The organism is Aquipseudomonas alcaligenes NBRC 14159 (assembly GCF_000467105.1).
GTDB classification, from domain to species: Bacteria; Pseudomonadota; Gammaproteobacteria; order Pseudomonadales; family Pseudomonadaceae; genus Aquipseudomonas; species Aquipseudomonas alcaligenes.
In genome coordinates this window covers 91,066-106,790 of sequence record NZ_BATI01000027.1, presented here as the reverse complement: position 1 = coordinate 106,790, position 15,725 = coordinate 91,066, and the positions used below count along the sequence as shown (strand labels likewise).

At 65.2% G+C, this 15,725-nt stretch carries 13 protein-coding genes; 3 read left to right on the top strand and 10 right to left on the bottom strand.

Annotated features, from left to right (window positions below):
* The 6 genes from PA6_RS14840 to leuC all read right to left on the bottom strand — a co-directional run bounded on the left by PA6_RS14840 (nucleotide 1) and on the right by leuC (nucleotide 8,475).
* Nucleotides 1-2,784, bottom strand: a complete 2,784-nt coding sequence (locus tag PA6_RS14840; protein ID WP_021701751.1) for a FimV/HubP family polar landmark protein — start codon at nucleotides 2,782-2,784, stop codon at nucleotides 1-3.
* A gap of 153 nt (nucleotides 2,785-2,937) precedes the next feature.
* Nucleotides 2,938-3,942, bottom strand: a complete 1,005-nt coding sequence (locus PA6_RS14835) for an aspartate-semialdehyde dehydrogenase (protein WP_021701750.1) — start codon at nucleotides 3,940-3,942, stop codon at nucleotides 2,938-2,940.
* A gap of 104 nt (nucleotides 3,943-4,046) precedes the next feature.
* Complete coding sequence (gene asd, locus PA6_RS14830; RefSeq protein WP_021701749.1) at nucleotides 4,047-5,159, bottom strand: aspartate-semialdehyde dehydrogenase; 1,113 nt, start codon at nucleotides 5,157-5,159, stop codon at nucleotides 4,047-4,049.
* 53 nt (nucleotides 5,160-5,212) lie between these two features.
* Nucleotides 5,213-6,295, bottom strand: coding sequence for a 3-isopropylmalate dehydrogenase (leuB, locus tag PA6_RS14825; RefSeq protein ID WP_021701748.1), 1,083 nt, complete (start codon nucleotides 6,293-6,295; stop codon nucleotides 5,213-5,215).
* Nucleotides 6,296-6,388: 93 nt separating this feature from the next.
* Nucleotides 6,389-7,036, bottom strand: coding sequence for a 3-isopropylmalate dehydratase small subunit (gene leuD, locus PA6_RS14820; RefSeq protein ID WP_021701747.1), 648 nt, complete (start codon nucleotides 7,034-7,036; stop codon nucleotides 6,389-6,391).
* Nucleotides 7,037-7,047: 11 nt separating this feature from the next.
* Nucleotides 7,048-8,475 carry a 3-isopropylmalate dehydratase large subunit gene (gene leuC, locus PA6_RS14815; protein ID WP_021701746.1) on the bottom strand — a complete coding sequence of 476 codons (1,428 nt, stop codon included), beginning with the start codon at nucleotides 8,473-8,475 and terminating at the stop codon, nucleotides 7,048-7,050.
* A gap of 176 nt (nucleotides 8,476-8,651) precedes the next feature.
* On the opposite strand from leuC, the gene PA6_RS14810 reads away from it, so the two are divergent.
* Both PA6_RS14810 and PA6_RS14805 read left to right on the top strand, forming a co-directional pair.
* Nucleotides 8,652-9,530 (top strand): LysR family transcriptional regulator, encoded by an 879-nt coding sequence (locus PA6_RS14810; protein ID WP_021701745.1) that lies wholly within the window; start codon nucleotides 8,652-8,654, stop codon nucleotides 9,528-9,530.
* A 112-nt stretch (nucleotides 9,531-9,642) separates the two neighbouring features.
* On the top strand, nucleotides 9,643-12,558 hold the full coding sequence (locus PA6_RS14805; RefSeq protein ID WP_021701744.1) for a sensor domain-containing protein: 2,916 nt from the start codon (nucleotides 9,643-9,645) through the stop codon (nucleotides 12,556-12,558).
* A gap of 47 nt (nucleotides 12,559-12,605) precedes the next feature.
* Here the strand turns inward: PA6_RS14805 and PA6_RS14800 are convergent, their stop codons facing one another.
* Both PA6_RS14800 and PA6_RS14795 read right to left on the bottom strand, forming a co-directional pair.
* Nucleotides 12,606-13,055 carry an Hsp20 family protein gene (locus PA6_RS14800; RefSeq protein ID WP_021701743.1) on the bottom strand — a complete coding sequence of 150 codons (450 nt, stop codon included), beginning with the start codon at nucleotides 13,053-13,055 and terminating at the stop codon, nucleotides 12,606-12,608.
* Nucleotides 13,056-13,145: 90 nt separating this feature from the next.
* A complete protein-coding gene (locus PA6_RS14795; protein ID WP_021701742.1) occupies nucleotides 13,146-14,102 on the bottom strand; it encodes a tRNA dihydrouridine synthase in 957 nt (318 codons plus the stop codon).
* A gap of 91 nt (nucleotides 14,103-14,193) precedes the next feature.
* Between PA6_RS14795 and PA6_RS14790 the strand changes: the two genes are divergently transcribed.
* Complete coding sequence (locus PA6_RS14790; protein WP_021701741.1) at nucleotides 14,194-14,589, top strand: hypothetical protein; 396 nt, start codon at nucleotides 14,194-14,196, stop codon at nucleotides 14,587-14,589.
* Here PA6_RS14790 and PA6_RS14785 read toward each other — a convergent pair.
* Nucleotides 14,586-15,035: an acyl-CoA thioesterase gene (locus tag PA6_RS14785; protein ID WP_021701740.1), complete on the bottom strand. Its 450-nt coding sequence runs from the start codon at nucleotides 15,033-15,035 to the stop codon at nucleotides 14,586-14,588. The genes PA6_RS14790 and PA6_RS14785 overlap by 4 nt on opposite strands.
* The gene (locus tag PA6_RS14780; RefSeq protein ID WP_021701739.1) at nucleotides 15,032-15,682 is read right to left on the bottom strand and encodes a bifunctional 4-hydroxy-2-oxoglutarate aldolase/2-dehydro-3-deoxy-phosphogluconate aldolase; all 651 of its coding nucleotides are present in this window, start codon (nucleotides 15,680-15,682) and stop codon (nucleotides 15,032-15,034) included. The genes PA6_RS14785 and PA6_RS14780 overlap by 4 nt, the downstream gene beginning before the upstream one ends.
* Nucleotides 15,683-15,725 lie beyond the last annotated feature (43 nt).

Below are 15,725 nucleotides of genomic sequence, written 5' to 3'. Positions count from 1 at the left end.
TCAGCTCAGCTTGGAGATCAGCTCGCGCGCTTCCTGCTGCTGGCCTTCGCTACCCTCGGCGATCACTTCGTCGAGGATGTCGCGGGCACCTTCGCTATCACCCATGTCGATGTAGGCACGAGCCAGGTCCAGCTTGGTAGCGGTCTCGTCGGTACCCGAGAGGAAGTCGAAGTCGTCGTCCATGTCCAGACCTGCTGCGGAAGGGGCGGCTTCGGGCTGCGCAACCGGCAGTTCGTCAGCCAGACCGCTGCTCAGTTCGTTCAGTTCGGCGGATACCTCGTCCAGCTGTGCAGCGAAGCTGTCCTCAGCCGGGGTGGCGGGAGTCTCGTCGGCCAACGACAGATCGAAATCGGCCGGCATGTCCAGCTCGAGATCGCTGCCCGAGGCAGCCGGAGCGACGGGCTCATCATCCAGACTGAGCATGAAGTCGTCTTCGACAGCGGCAGCAGCCGGCTTGCTCTCGGTCTCCAGCTCCAGGCTGAAATCGGCCAGATCGTCGCCGAGCGACAGGCTGTCGCCTGCCCTATCGCCACCCAGATCCAGATCGAACTCCATGTCAGCCGCAGCAGCGCTGGCCGGAGCGGCAGGCGTATCGAAGTCCAGGCCCAGATCATCCAGGGTCGTTTCTGCGACAGCAGCGGGAGCTGCCGGCTCGTCGAGCCCTACATCCAGATCATCCAGGCTCAGGTCGAAGGAGTCATCCAGATCGACCGGCGCGGCGGCAGGCTTGGCAACTGGCTCGTCGAGGGTCAGGTCATCCAGGCTGAAGCTGTCCAGATCGTTGTCGGCGGCAGCAACGGCGGCCCCACCAGCAAAGGCAGCGGCAACCATGGCCGGGTACTTGGCCTTCAGCTGGTCGACGGCACCGGCGGAGCCGCCGATCTCGCGCAGCTCCTGCTCCTGACGGGCAAAGCCATCGCGATCACCAAGCTCGGCGTAGACTTCCATCAGCTTGAGGCGCAGGTCGCCACGTTGCGGCTCGTCATTGAGCGCGTTCTGCAGCAACTCGGCGGCCTGAGTGAACTTGCCGTAGGCGATGTAGATGTCGGCCTCGCCCAGCGCATCGGCGGTCTGTGGAGCAACGCGCTCTTCAGCCTTGTCACGTACCTGGGTGTCGTCGGAGGCATCGTCCAGACCGGCAAAGCTGTCATCCGGCAGATCCATCTCGCTGGCAAAGGAATCGCTGGTCGATTCGGGAGCCAGGCTGCCCTGCAGCTCGGCTTCCTTCATGGCGTTACGACGCGACAGCACCATCAGGCCAATGAGCAGGGCCAGCAGAGCACCACCACCCACGGCGCCAAGCAGCATGGGGTTGGCCAGCAGCTCATCGAGCATGCTCTGCGGCTCGGGCTCCTTGACCACCGGGGCAACCGGTTTGGCCGGTTGTACAGGCTTGGCCGGCTGGACCGGTTTTTCCGCAGCCGGAGCTACCGGTTTCTCGGCAGGCTTGACCGGCTCGCTTTTCACTGCCGGCTCTTCGTAATTGAAGTCAGTAGCCGCCGGTTTCTCGACTGGCTTCACTTCCGCCGGCTTGACCTCGGCAGGCTTGGCCTCGGTGACCGGGGCTGCCGGCTTGACTTCGGCAGCCGGAGTGGCCGGCTGAGCCGGAGCGGCGGCCTTGCCCTGCTGAGCAAGATCGCTCTGCAGCTTGGCCAGCTGATTATCCTTGAGCTCGATCAGACGCTGCAGCTTGTCCACCTGGCTCTGCAGGTCGCTCATGCGCCCTTTCAGCTCCTCGTTTTCACGACGAGTCGAGTCCAGGCTCTCCTTGGTCACAGCCAGCTGGTCGTTGAGCGCCTTGCTGTCGCCCTTGCCCTTCTCGCTGCCCGCAGTGGACTTGCCGGAGTCGGCAGATACCAGTTTCAGACTGTCTTTGCTCTCGGCCTTGGCAGGGGCGGCGCCCGCGCTGTCGCGCTTGGTGGCATCCAGCTGACGCGAGGTGCTGGCCGCTACGCTGCGCCCTTCGCGCCAGGCATTGTTCTGCTCAGAAACCTGAGCCAGCGCTTCAGCCTGGCTACGGCTCTTGATCTGCGCATCGGTGGGCAGACGCAGCACCTGGCCGCTCTTCAGGCGGTTGATGTTGCCGCCGACGAAGGCATTCGGGTTGAGGTCGAGAATCGCCAGCATCGCCTGGTGCACGGTGCCGCTCTGGCGGCTGCTCTGGGCGATTTCCCACAGCGTGTCGCTGGAGGTGGTCTTGTACTGATCCCCTTCGATCTTGCTTGCCGCAGCGGGAGCCGGCGCAGCTGGAGCAGCCGGGCGCATCGGCGCACTGGCCGACGGCGTGACCGGGCGCGGAGTCGGCGCAACGGTCTGCGGACGCGGCGCCGGAGCGGTGGCTACGGGCAGGCGCGGAGCGCTGCTGACCACCGGGGTCGGCGCGTACATCGGCGGATCGAGCAGCAGGGTGTATTCACGCAGCAGGCGGCCATTGGGCCACAGCACTTCGACCAGGAAGTTGACGTAGGGCTCGCGCACCGGCTTGGTGGAGGTGATGCGAATCACGCTCTTGCCGTTGGGCTTGATGACCGGCGTGAACTTGAGGTCAGTCAGGAAGTACTGACGATCGACGCCGGCCTTGTTGAACTCCTCGGGTGACGCCAGGCTGGGGATTACCTCGCCCTGAGCCAGGTCACGCACCTCGAGCAACTCGATTTCCGCTACCAGCGGTTGGCTCAGCGAGGACTGCAGGTCGATCTCTCCCAGTCCTAGTGCATGTGCCGTACCGGAGGTCAGCGCGGAAGCAGCCGCAATTGCCAGCACCAGTTTGCGAACCCGAACCATAGCGTAATCCCTTGTTTTATCTTTTTTTCTCGTTGGACGAGAGGATTTGAAGTGCGCTGCCTGCACCCGCCCGAAAGCGACTCCCCGTCAGCGCACTACCAAAACAGTATTGCCAAGCTAGAATAATTCTTCAAATTTGGGGCTAAGTATCTTTTACAGATAGTGTTTTATCAACAACTCACCAATTTGCACAGCATTGAGCGCAGAGCCTTTTCGCACATTATCTGACGCAATCCACAAATTAAGCTCCGCCGGATCGTCCAGCCCGGCCCGCAGGCGCCCGACATACAACTCATCCTGCCCCACTGCATCGCCGACCACGGTCGGATAGTCGCCGGTTTCGACCAGCTCGACAGCGGACTGCTGCGCCAACAAGGCAGCGACAGCCGGCACATCCACCGGCTTATCGGTCTCTAGACAGACCGCCAGGCTATCGCCGAAGAATACCGGCGCCAGACTGCAGCTGACCGAAACCTTCAGGCCCTCGATACCCAGCACCTGCTTCAGCTCTGTGGCCACCCGCCGTTCGAGTCGGGCATGACCGCCCTCCTCCAGCGCCCCCACCTGAGCCAACAGGTTGAACGCCACCTGGCGATCCAACAACTGCGGCTCCAGCGGGCGCATGTTGAGCAACTCGGTAGTCTGCCGGGCCAGTTCGGCAATACCGGCACGCCCCAGAGTAGACACCGCCAACGCGGCATTGAGGACGACCCGACGCAGGCCGAGCTGATCGCGCAGCGGCCCCAGCACGGCAGCCAGAACGGTGGCGGCCGGCGCCGGACTGCTCAACAGATAGGGCGCATGCACGCCCGCCAGCGCTTCGGCATTGGCCTCCGGAACGATCGGCAACGCCTGCGCCAGCGCGCCACTCAGGTCAATCACCGAACAACCCGCCGCAACAGCCTTGTCGGCATACTGCCGGCTGACTTCTTCACCAGCGGCGAAGAATGCCAGCCCCACTTGAGTGAAATCGAAGCCAGCAAGCTCACGCACCCGCAGATTCTTGCCACGGAAGGGCACGGACTGCCCCGCGGAATCGCCACCCGCCAACAGGTGCAGGTTACCGACCGGGAACTCGCGCTCCTCGAGCAGCTGCACCAGGGCCTCGCCAACGGTGCCGGTGGCGCCGATCACGGCGAGATCAACAGTCTTGGACATCGAGAAACCTCTAGAAACACCTCATGGAGCGGCACTCTACCCGTACGGCCCGGAAAATAAAAAGGGCCGGTCTCAGACCGGCCCTTCTCAATCCAGCTGAACGATCAACGCTCCAGCAGGATGCGCAGCATGCGCCGCAGCGGCTCGGCCGCACCCCACAGCAGCTGGTCGCCGACGGTGAAGGCACCAAGGTACTGCGAGCCCATGTTGAGCTTGCGCAGACGGCCGATCGGTACGCTCAGGGTACCGGTGACGGCAGTCGGGCCGAGGTCGCGGATGCTGGCTTCGCGGGTATTCGGCACCAGCTTGACCCAGGGGTTGTGCTGGCTGATCAGGCCTTCGATGTCGGCCAGCGGCACATCCTTGTTCAGCTTGATGGTCAGCGCCTGGCTGTGGCAGCGCATGGCGCCGATGCGCACGCACAGACCATCCACCGGGATCGGGCTCTTGATCCGGCCAAGGATCTTGTTGGTCTCGGCCTGGCCCTTCCACTCTTCGCGGCTCTGGCCGTTCGGCAGTTCCTTGTCGATGTAGGGGATCAGGCTGCCGGCCAGCGGCACGCCGAAGCTATCTACCGGGAAGCCTTCGCCACGCATGGTCTCGGCAACCTTGCGGTCGATGTCGAGGATGGCACTGGCCGGGTTGGCCAGATCATCGGCCACGGCGCCGTGGATGGCGCCCATCTGCTTGATCAGCTCGCGCATGTTCTGAGCGCCGGCACCGGAGGCCGCCTGGTAGGTCATGGCGCTCATCCACTCGACCAGGCCGGCTTCGTACAAGCCGCCCAGAGCCATCAGCATCAGGCTGACGGTGCAGTTGCCGCCGATGTAGTTCTTGGTGCCGGCGTCCAGCGACTGGTCTATCACCTTGCGGTTGACCGGGTCCAGCACGATGACCGAGTCATCAGCCATGCGCAGGCTGGAGGCCGCGTCGATCCAGTAGCCGTTCCAGCCGGCTTCGCGCAGCTTGGGGAAGACTTCGTTGGTGTAGTCGCCGCCCTGGCAGGTCAGGATCACGTCGAGGCTCTTCAGCTCGTCGATGCTGTAGGCATCCTTCAGCGGGGCGACGTCCTTGCCAATCGCCGGACCCTGGCCGCCGACGTTGGAAGTGGTGAAGAACACCGGCTCGATCAGGTCGAAGTCACGCTCTTCCAGCATGCGCTGCATGAGCACGGAACCGACCATACCGCGCCAACCGATCAGACCTACACGTTTCATAACACTCGTACCTCGATAAGCAGCCCCGCCCTAGCGTGGCGGGGCTGGAAAGATTACAGGCTGCGCAGCGCCTCGACTACCGCATCACCCATGGCGGCGGTACCGACCTTGGTCTTGCCTTCCGACCAGATATCGCCGGTGCGCAGGCCCTGATCCAGCACCTTGCTCACCGCCAGCTCGATGGCATCGGCGGCGGCGGACTGGTTGAAGCTGTAGCGCAACATCATCGACACCGAGAGGATGGTCGCCAGCGGGTTGGCGATGCCCTTGCCGGCGATGTCCGGCGCCGAGCCGTGGCAGGGCTCGTACATGCCCTTGTTGTTGGCATCCAGCGAGGCCGACGGCAGCATGCCGATGGAACCGGTAAGCATCGAAGCCTCGTCGGAGAGGATGTCGCCGAACATGTTGTCGGTGACCATCACGTCGAACTGTTTGGGCGCACGCACCAGCTGCATGGCGGCGTTGTCCACATACATGTGGCTCAGCTCGACCTGCGGGTAGTCCTTGGCCACTTCCTCGACCACGGCACGCCACAGCTGGCTGGAGGCCAGCACGTTGGCCTTGTCCACCGAGCACAGCTTCTTGTTGCGCACCATGGCCATGTCGAAGCCGACCTTGGCGATGCGGCGGATTTCGCTCTCGCTGTACGGCAGGGTGTCGTAGGCCATGCGCTCGCCGTTTTCCAGCACCTTGCTCTCGCGCGGCTGGCCGAAGTAGATGCCACCGGTCAGCTCGCGGACGATGAGGATGTCCAGACCGGCGACCACTTCCGGCTTGAGACTGGAAGCCTCGGCCAGTTGCGGGTAGAGGATGGCCGGACGCAGGTTGCCGAACAGGCCCAGCTGCGAGCGGATCTTCAGCAGGCCGCGCTCCGGGCGGATGGCCGGGTCGATGGTGTCCCACTTCGGCCCGCCAACGGCGCCGAGCAGCACAGCGTCGGCCGCGCGCGCACGCTCCAGGGTCTCGTCGGCCAGCGGTACGCCGTAACGGTCGATGGCGGCGCCACCCAGGTCATCGAAGGACAGCTCGAAACCGAGGCTGTACTTGTCATTGGCCAGGTTCAGCACCTTGACCGCTTCGGCCATGATTTCCGGGCCGATGCCGTCGCCGGGGAGAACCAGAATCTGCTTGCTCATCACATCCCTCATTATCTATAGGGTGGATAACGGCCGCCGGCCTTATCCACCGAATTCGGTGACGGAAAACGCTATGCGCTTTTCCGTCCTACATCACTTGATCGCGCCGAACAGCCAGGGGCTGCTCTGCTGGTGTTTGGCTTCGAAGGCCCTGATCGCCTCCTGGTCCTGCAGGGTCAGGCCGATATCATCCAGGCCGTTGAGCAGGCAGTGCTTGCGGAAGGCATCGACCTCGAAGCGGTACTGCTTGCCATCCGGGCGGGTCACGGTCTGCGCCGCCAGGTCGACGGTCAGCTGGTAGCCCTCGGTGGCCTCGCACTGGGCGAACAGCTCGTCGACTTCCTCGTCTTTCAAGATGATCGGCAGCAGGCCGTTCTTGAAGCTGTTGTTGAAGAAGATGTCGGCGAAGCTCGGCGCGATCACGGTGCGGAAGCCGTACTCGTCCAGCGCCCAGGGCGCGTGCTCGCGGGAGGAACCGCAGCCGAAGTTCTCGCGGGCCAGCAGCACGCTGGCACCCTGGTAGCGCGGGAAGTTCAGCACGAAGTCCTGATTCACCGGGCGCTGGGAGCAGTCCTGGTTGGGCTGGCCGACATCCAGGTAGCGCCACTCGTCGAACAGGTTCGGGCCGAAGCCGGTGCGCTTGATGGATTTCAGGAACTGCTTGGGGATGATCTGGTCGGTGTCGACGTTGGCGCGATCCAGCGGGCAGACCAGGCCGGTGTGTTGGGTAAAGGCTTTCATCATCTAACTCCTCAGGCCTGGATCAGTTCGCGCACGTCGATGAAGTGGCCGGTCACGGCAGCGGCCGCGGCCATGGCCGGGCTGACCAGGTGGGTACGACCACCGGCGCCCTGACGGCCCTCGAAGTTGCGGTTGGAGGTCGAGGCACAGTGCTCGCCGCTGCCCAGCTTGTCCGGGTTCATCGCCAGGCACATGGAGCAGCCCGGCTCGCGCCACTCGAAGCCGGCCTCGATAAAGATCTTATCGAGGCCTTCTTTCTCGGCCTGGGCCTTGACCAGGCCGGAGCCCGGCACCACCAGCGCCTGCTTGACGTTGGCGGCGACCTTGCGCCCCTTGGCAACGATGGCGGCGGCGCGCAGGTCTTCGATCCGCGAGTTGGTGCAGGAGCCGATGAACACGCGGTCCAGCTTGATCTCGGTGATCGGCTGGTTGGCGGTCAGACCCATGTACTTGAGGGCGCGAGAGATGGAGTCGCGCTTGACCGGGTCGGCCTCGACGGCCGGGTCCGGCACCTTGTCATCCACAGCCAGGACCATTTCCGGCGAAGTGCCCCAGGACACCTGCGGCTTGATGTCTTCCGCCTTCAGTTCAACCACTGTATCGAACTGCGCATCGGCATCGGACACCAGGCCTTGCCACTGCGCCACGGCCTTGTCCCAGTCGGCGCCCTTGGGCGCGAACGGACGGCCTTCGACGTAGGCGATGGTCTTCTCGTCCACGGCCACCAGGCCAACACGGGCACCGGCCTCGATGGCCATGTTGCAGATGGTCATGCGGCCTTCCATGGACAGCTCACGGATGGCGCTGCCGGCGAATTCCAGGGCATGGCCGTTGCCACCGGCAGTACCGATCTTGCCGATGATCGCGAGGACGATGTCCTTGGCGGTGACGCCGAAAGGCAGCTGGCCTTCGACACGCACCTGCATGTTCTTCATCTTCTTGGCCACCAGGCACTGGGTGGCGAGCACGTGCTCGACTTCCGAGGTGCCGATGCCGTGGGCCAGCGCGCCGAAGGCGCCGTGGGTGGAGGTGTGCGAGTCGCCGCAGACCACAGTCATGCCCGGCAGGGTGGCGCCCTGCTCCGGGCCGACCACGTGGACGATGCCCTGGCGGCTGTCGTTCATCTTGAATTCGAGGATGCCGAAGTCATCGCAGTTCTCGTCCAGGGTCTGCACCTGGATGCGCGACACTTCGTCGACGATGGCTTCCAGGCCGCCCTGGCGCTCGGCGCGGGTGGTCGGCACGTTGTGGTCCGGAGTGGCGATGTTGGCGTCGATGCGCCACGGCTTGCGCCCGGCCAGACGCAGCCCCTCGAAGGCCTGCGGCGAGGTCACTTCGTGGAGGATCTGCCGGTCGATGTAGATCAGCGACGAACCGTCGTCGCGACGCTTCACCTCGTGCATTTCCCAGAGCTTGTCGTAGAGCGTCTTGCCGGCCATTTGCTTATGTCCTCGATCAGGTCATGTGCGGTGCGAGGGCCGATAACCCTTCTGCTGATGGGGCGATCCTAGGGATTCGGATCAAATAACTCCAATTCATATTTTTTATTCGAAGCATTCCTGATGGGAATGCAATGCGCTATAACCGGAAAAAACACCTTGCCACACGGAATCCCATGGACCTGGCCAACCTCAATGCCTTCATCGCCATCGCCGAAGCCGGCAGCTTCTCCGAGGCCGCCGAGCGCCTGCATCTGACCCAGCCGGCAGTGAGCAAGCGCATCGCCGGCCTGGAACAGCAGCTCGACACACGCCTGTTCGATCGCCTGGGCCGCGAAGTGAGCCTGACCGAGGCCGGCCGCGCCCTGCTGCCACGGGCCTATCAGATCCTCAATGTACTGGACGATACCCGTCGCGCCTTGACCAACCTCAACGGCGAGGTGAGCGGCCGCCTGACCCTGGCCACCAGCCACCATATCGGCCTGCATCGCCTGCCGCCGCTGCTGCGGGCCTTTACCCGTCAGCATCCACAGGTGGCGCTGGATATCCAGTTTCTCGATTCGGAAGTGGCCTATGAAGAGATCCTCCACGGCCGCGCCGAACTGGCGGTGATCACCCTGGCCCCCGAGCCCCGCGAGCCGGTGCACGCGGTAGCGGTGTGGGACGACCCGCTGGACTTCGTCGCCGCCCCCGAGCATCCGCTGGCGCGCAACGGCGCGGTGACCCTGGCCGACGTGGCGCTGCACCCGGCGGTATTTCCCGGCGGCAACACCTTCACCCATCACATCGTCCAGGGCCTGTTCCAGGCCCAGGGGCTGATACCGAACATCGCCATGAGCACCAACTACCTGGAGACGATCAAGATGATGGTCTCCATCGGCCTGGCCTGGAGCGTGCTGCCACGCACCATGCTCGACGACCAGGTGGTGCGCCTGCCGCTACCCGGTATCCAGCTGCAGCGCCGCCTCGGCTACATCCTGCATCGCGAGCGCACCCTGTCCAATGCCGCGCGCGCCTTCATGGCCCTGCTCGACGCACAACGCTTGCCTAGATAGCAAAGCAGCAGCTAACGTGGCGCCATAACGATAATAAAAAGACGCTTGCATCCCTCTACGGCGCCCCTTCCGGCTGGTGGCGAAACGTACCGAGCGGCGGACGAGAAACGCGATGTCCAAACCACCCAAGCAACCGCCCTTCCCCCATATACCCGCCCTGGACCCGGTCGAGTTCGAAAAGACCTGGCAGGATGCCCCGCGCCTGCTCGCGGCGCTCAACGGCGCGCACCTAGGTGCCTGGTACTGGGACATCGACAGCGGCCGGGTCAGCTGGTCGCGCGGCGCCCAGGCCCTGTTCGGCCTGGACCCCAAGCATCCCCTGCAACGGCAGGTCGACTATATCGAGCTGATCCCCGCAGAAGAGCGCGCCAAGGTGCAGAAGCTGTTTCAGCAGGTGCTGGAGGGCCAGCCGATTCCCGAAGCCCTGCGCCATCGCATCCGCTGGCCCGACGGCAGCCTGCACTGGCTGGAGATCAGCGGCCGGCCGCGGACCGACGCCAACGGCCACACGCAGGTCTTCGGCGTGATCCGCGACATCACCGAACAGCAACAGCAGCAACAGGCCCTGCGCGAAAGCCAGGAGCGCCTCAATCTGGCCCTGGAGTCGGCCAACCTCGGCACCTGGGACTGGCACATCCCCAGCGGCACGCTGTACGGCTCGGAGCGTGCGGCCAGCCTGCACGGCCTGCCCGCCGAACCTTTCCATGGCGAGTTCAGCCAGTTCTTCCGCCGGGTGCCGGAGCAGGATCAACAACAGATGCGCCAGGCCTATCGGGAAATACTCGATGGCACGCAACGCGAATACCAGGTGACCTACCGCATCCGCCTGGACAACGGCGAAAACCGTTGCCTGGAAAGCACCGCCAAGCTGCACCGCGATGCCAGCGGACAGCCCCTGCGCATGACCGGCATCCTGCTCGACATCACCGAACGGGTGCAGCGCGAGCAGCGCATGGCCTCCTCCGAGGAGAAGTTCGTCACCCTGTTCCAGGCCAGCCCGGAGCCCATCTGCGTGTCGCGCATCCGCGATGGCGTATTCATCGAGGTCAACCCCAGCTTCTGCCAGGTGTTCGGCTGGCAGCCCGAGCAGATAGTCGGACGCAGCGCCCCGGAGCTGCGCTTCTGGGTCGACGAACGCCAGCGTGACGAGCTGTTCGCCAAACTGAGCCGCGAACAGGGCCTGAACAACGAGATCGCGCGCTTTCGCACCAAGGGCGGCCATCAGTTGACCTGCGTGGTGTCCAGCCGCTTCATTCGCGTCGACCGCCAGTTGTGCATCACCACCACTTTTCGCGACATCACCGAGCGCCAGGCCGCCGAGGCCGCGCTCAAGGCCAGCCAGGAGAAGTTCGCCAAGGCGTTCCACTCCAGCCCGGACGCCATCACCATCACCGAGCGCGACAGCGGCCGCTTCATCGAAGTCAACGAGGGCTTCTGCCGCCTGACCGGCTACCGCCCGGAAGAAGTCATTGGCCGCACCGCCAAGGAACTGCAGGTCTGGGCCAACCCGCAGGAGCGGGAGCGGATGGTCGAGGCGATCATCCGCGACGGCCGTGTCTACCACCTGGAGATGCATGGCCAGCACCGCAGCGGCAAACTGCAGCTGGTGGAGGTCTCGGTCGAGCCGATCGAGCTCAACGGCACGCCCTGCCTGCTACTGACCGCGCGCGACATCAGCGAGCTGAAGGAGGCCCAGGCGCAGGTACAGCACCTGGCTTACCACGACCCGCTGACCAACCTGCCCAACCGCGCGCTGCTGATGGACCGCCTGATCCAGCAGATCGCCCTGCTCAAGCGCCACGATCTGCATGGCGCCCTGCTGTTTCTCGACCTCGATCACTTCAAGCACATCAACGACTCGCTCGGCCACCCGGTGGGCGACGCCGTGCTGAAGATGGTCACCGCCCGCCTGGAGGCCAGCGTGCGCCAGGAAGACACGGTGGCACGCCTGGGCGGCGACGAGTTCGTGGTGCTGATCTCCGGCCTGGAGGGCAAGCGCGCCGAAATCACCCGCCAGGTTCGCCAGGTGGCGGAAAAGCTGCGCAGCCTGCTGGCCGAACCCATGCTGCTGGATGGCCACCGCCTGCAGGTGACGCCCAGTATCGGCATCGCCCTGTTGCCGGACCACGGCGACAACCCCACCGACCTGCTCAAGCGCGCCGATATCGCCCTGTACCGGGCCAAGGACTCGGGGCGCAATACCATCCAGATGTTCCGCAAGTCCATGCAGGAAGCCGCCAGCGAGCGCCTGCGCCTGGAGAACGACCTGCACCTGGCGCTGGCCCGCGGCGAGTTCGAGCTGTACTTCCAGCCCCAGGTGGACGCCCGCAACGGCAGCGTGGTCGGCGCCGAGGCGCTGCTGCGCTGGAGCCACCCCACCCTGGGCATGCAGTCACCCGCTCACTTCATCCAGGTCCTGGAGGAAAGCGGGCTGATCCTCGAAGTCGGTGGCTGGGTCCTGAGCGAGGCCTGCCATGCCGGCGCGCGCCTGATGCGCGACGGCCTGGTCAGCCGCGAGACCTTCCAGCTGTGCGTCAATATCAGCCCGCGGCAGTTCCGCCAGAACGACTTCGTCGAACGGGTGGAGCGCTGCCTGCAGCAGAACCAGTTGCCGGCCAGCATGCTCAAGCTGGAGATCACCGAAGGCATCGTCATCCATAACCTCGACGACACCATCGCCAAGATGCGCCGCCTGAAGAAGCTCGGCCTGAGCTTCGCCATGGACGACTTCGGCACCGGCTACAGCTCGCTGACCTATCTCAAGCGCCTGCCGGTGGACGTGCTGAAGATCGACCAGTCGTTCGTCCGTGACGCCACCAGCGACCCCAACGATGCCGAGATCATCCGCGCTATCGTCGCCATGGCCCGCAGCCTCAATCTGGAGGTGATCGCCGAGGGCGTGGAGCAGGCCGAACAGCTGGAGTTCCTCCTCCAGCAGGGCTGCCATCACTACCAGGGCTACCTGTTCAGCAAGCCGGTGCCGCTAGCGGAATTCCACGACCTGCTGCAGGCCAACCGCTGCCGCTGAAATGCAGAAGGGCACCCGCAGGTGCCCTTCTCTCAAGCGGCTGCCGATCAGCCTTGCAGCGCCGGCTTGTCGCCGCCGATGGGAATGCGCTTGGGCTTGGCCTCTTCCGGCACAACACGCACCAGGTCGATATTCAGCAGGCCGTGAGACAGCGTCGCAGCCTTCACTTCGATATGGTCGGCCAGGCGGAACGACAGCTTGAAGCCACGCTGGGCGATGCCCTGGTAGAGGTAGCTGACGCTCTCGGCAGCGCGTTCGCGCTTGCCACCGGTGACGGTCAGCACACCGCGCTCGACCTGCAGCTCCAGATCTTCTTCACGCAGGCCGGCGGCCGCCACGACGATGCGGTACTGATCATCGCCATGCTTCTCGACGTTGTAGGGCGGGTAGGAACTGCCGTTCTCGCTGCTGCGCAGCGCCGACTCGAACAGGTCGTTGAAACGATCGAAACCGACGGACTGGCGGAACAGCGGGGCCAGGGAAAGGACGTTGCTCATGGCGCATCTCCTGAATAATCAGCAAGTGTCTGGTCGCGGGACCCGACTTCGGCATCCCACACCGACTAGATGTGGATGCCCTGGCGGATTTCAAGAGGCGGGTTGCAGCGGCTTGAGCAAGGCGTCGATACGCGCGCAATCGTTCTCCCGGCGTATCTCGGCGAACAGCGCGACGGCCTCGGGATAGCTGCGGGTGAGCATGGCCAGCCACTGCTTGAGACGCCCCGGCGCGTAGCGCGGCGCCAGCTTGCGCCGGGCCTGCTGCCAGAAGTCCTGCAACAGTGGCAACAGTTCGTCCCAGCACATCGGCACGACTTCGTCACCGGCGCGTGCCGCGGCGATCTGCCGTGCCAGGTCCGGACGCGAGACCAGGCCGCGCCCGAGCATGATGTCCTCGGCACCACTGATCTCGCGGCAACGCCGCCAGTCGTCGACGCTCCATATCTCGCCATTGGCGAACACCGGCACCGCCACCACGTCCTGCACCCGCGCCACCCACTCCCAGTGCGCCGGCGGCTTGTAGCCGTCGACCTTGGTTCGCGCGTGCACCACCAGCTGCGCGGCGCCACCCTCGGCCAGGGCCTGCGCGCACTCCAGGGCAGCGTCCGGGCTATCGAAGCCCAGGCGCATCTTGGCCGTCACCGGAATCTGCGCCGGCACCGCGCGGCGCACCTCGCGCACGATGGCGTGCAGCAGCTCCGGTTCCTTGAGCAATACGGCGCCACCGCGCGACTTGTTCACCGTCTTGGCCGGGCAGCCGAAGTTGAGGTCGATCACCGGCGCGCCGAGGCTGCAGGCAAACGCCGCGTTATCGGCCAGGCAAACCGGATCGGAGCCGAGCAGCTGCACGCGCATCGGCGTGCCGGCGCTGGTCAGCGCACCCTCGGCCAGTTCGGGCGCCAGCTTGTGGTAGGCGGTCTCGGGCAGCAAGCGGTCGCAGACGCGGATGAACTCGGTGACGCACCAGTCGATGCCGCCGACACGGGTCAGCACATCGCGCAGGATTTCGTCGACCAGCCCCTCCATGGGGGCCAGGGCGATTTGCATGGGACAGTCCGGAAAAACGGGGCGCACAGTTTAAGGCCCCGCCCGCCTGGTGCAAGATGGCCACACGACAAGGAGCCGAACGGAGAACCGCATGTCGCGCCATTTACTACTCGCCCTGTGCCTGCTCGGCACCCTCGCCCAGGCCGCCGAACCACTGCCACGCGGCGTCCAGGTCCAGCCACCGGCGCCGGCACCGGGTGAACCGGGTCGGCTGATCTTCAGCCGCGACAGCAACGCGCCGAACGCCTGCAACGTGGACTTGTATGTGAACCGCGAAGTGGCGGCAAGCCTCGGCCCCGGCGAGCGTACCGCGCTGGACCTGCCCAGCGGCCAGGTGAGCCTGGCGGTGGCCATCTCCTCTGCCGGCTATTGCGGCGGCCAGGGGCCGGGGGCGGCGCAATCGGTGCTGCTGGGGCCGGGCGAGACGCGCCAGTTCGCGATCATCGTCAAACCGGGCGCGGCCTTCCTCGCGCCACTGCTCAACTAGAGCTGCAGCGGATAGGGTTCCAGCAGCGCCTGCCCGTAGCCCTCGACGAACTCCGCCGGCATGCGCCTGGGCTTGCCAGTGGACAGCTCGATGCAGACGAAGGTGGTCTGCGCGCGCAACAGCGTGGTGGCGTCCGACGGACGCCACAGCTGGAAGCGCCGGGTCATTTTCAGCTTGTGGTCGGACTCGACGATCCAGGTGGCCATCTGCAGTTCCTCGCCCTCGTAGGCGCTGGCCAGGTAGTCGATCTCGTGGCGCAGCACGGCCATGGCGCGGTCCAGCCGGCGGTATTCGGCCAGGTCCAGCCCCAGGTGCTGCGAATGACGCCAGGCGCAGCGCTCCAGCCAGCTGACGTAGACGGCGTTGTTGGCATGCCCCAGGCCGTCGATGTCGTCGGCGCCGACCTGCAGGTCGATGACGAAAGGCGTCGGCAGGTCCCAGCTCACGGCTTGACCTCGACACTGGCTGCCAGGGCGCGGGCCTCGCTAGCCAGCTGGGTGATCTGGTCCCAGGCGCGGGCGCGGATCAGGTTGTCCGGGGCGATCCAGGTACCGCCGACGCAGGCCACGTTGGGCAGGCGCAGGAAGCTCAGCAGGTTGTCCGCGGTGATGCCGCCGGTGGGGCAGAAACGGATGCCGGTAAACGGCCCCTTGAAGCTCTTCAGCATCTTCACGCTGGTATTGCCGTTGGCCGGGAACAGCTTCAGCGAGCGGTAGCCGTATTCCAGGGCCAGCAACACTTCCGAAGGCGTCATCACCGCCGGCAGGTAGGGCAGCCCCGAGTCATCGGCCGCCGCCGCCAGGCGCTCGGTGCAACCCGGGCTGACGGCGAACTGTGCGCCGGCATCGCGAGCCTCCTGGAATTGCTCGGCATGAATCACCGTACCCGCCCCCACCAGCAGCTGCGGCAGTTCCTGGCGAATCGCCGCCAGGGCATCCAGGGCGCGCGGCGTGCGCAGGGTGACTTCGAGCACCTCGACGCCGCCGGCATAGAGCGCACGTGCCAGGTCCACCGCCAGCGCGCAATCCTCGATCACCAGCACCGGCAGCACCGGGCGCGCACGCTGCAGCACCACATCCATCGTCAGGCCCATGTCATCTCCCCCTCACCAAACGGCATTGGCTGCTGTGACGGTG

Coding starts and splice junctions, on each gene's coding strand:
- PA6_RS14840 (WP_021701751.1), bottom strand. CDS start 2,784: ATGGTTCGGGTTCGCAAACTGGTGCTGGCAATTGCGGCTGCTTCCGCG.
- PA6_RS14835 (WP_021701750.1), bottom strand. CDS start 3,942: ATGTCCAAGACTGTTGATCTCGCCGTGATCGGCGCCACCGGCACCGTT.
- asd (WP_021701749.1), bottom strand. CDS start 5,159: ATGAAACGTGTAGGTCTGATCGGTTGGCGCGGTATGGTCGGTTCCGTG.
- leuB (WP_021701748.1), bottom strand. CDS start 6,295: ATGAGCAAGCAGATTCTGGTTCTCCCCGGCGACGGCATCGGCCCGGAA.
- leuD (WP_021701747.1), bottom strand. CDS start 7,036: ATGAAAGCCTTTACCCAACACACCGGCCTGGTCTGCCCGCTGGATCGC.
- leuC (WP_021701746.1), bottom strand. CDS start 8,475: ATGGCCGGCAAGACGCTCTACGACAAGCTCTGGGAAATGCACGAGGTG.
- PA6_RS14810 (WP_021701745.1), top strand. CDS start 8,652: ATGGACCTGGCCAACCTCAATGCCTTCATCGCCATCGCCGAAGCCGGC.
- PA6_RS14805 (WP_021701744.1), top strand. CDS start 9,643: ATGTCCAAACCACCCAAGCAACCGCCCTTCCCCCATATACCCGCCCTG.
- PA6_RS14800 (WP_021701743.1), bottom strand. CDS start 13,055: ATGAGCAACGTCCTTTCCCTGGCCCCGCTGTTCCGCCAGTCCGTCGGT.
- PA6_RS14795 (WP_021701742.1), bottom strand. CDS start 14,102: ATGCAAATCGCCCTGGCCCCCATGGAGGGGCTGGTCGACGAAATCCTG.
- PA6_RS14790 (WP_021701741.1), top strand. CDS start 14,194: ATGTCGCGCCATTTACTACTCGCCCTGTGCCTGCTCGGCACCCTCGCC.
- PA6_RS14780 (WP_021701739.1), bottom strand. CDS start 15,682: ATGGGCCTGACGATGGATGTGGTGCTGCAGCGTGCGCGCCCGGTGCTG.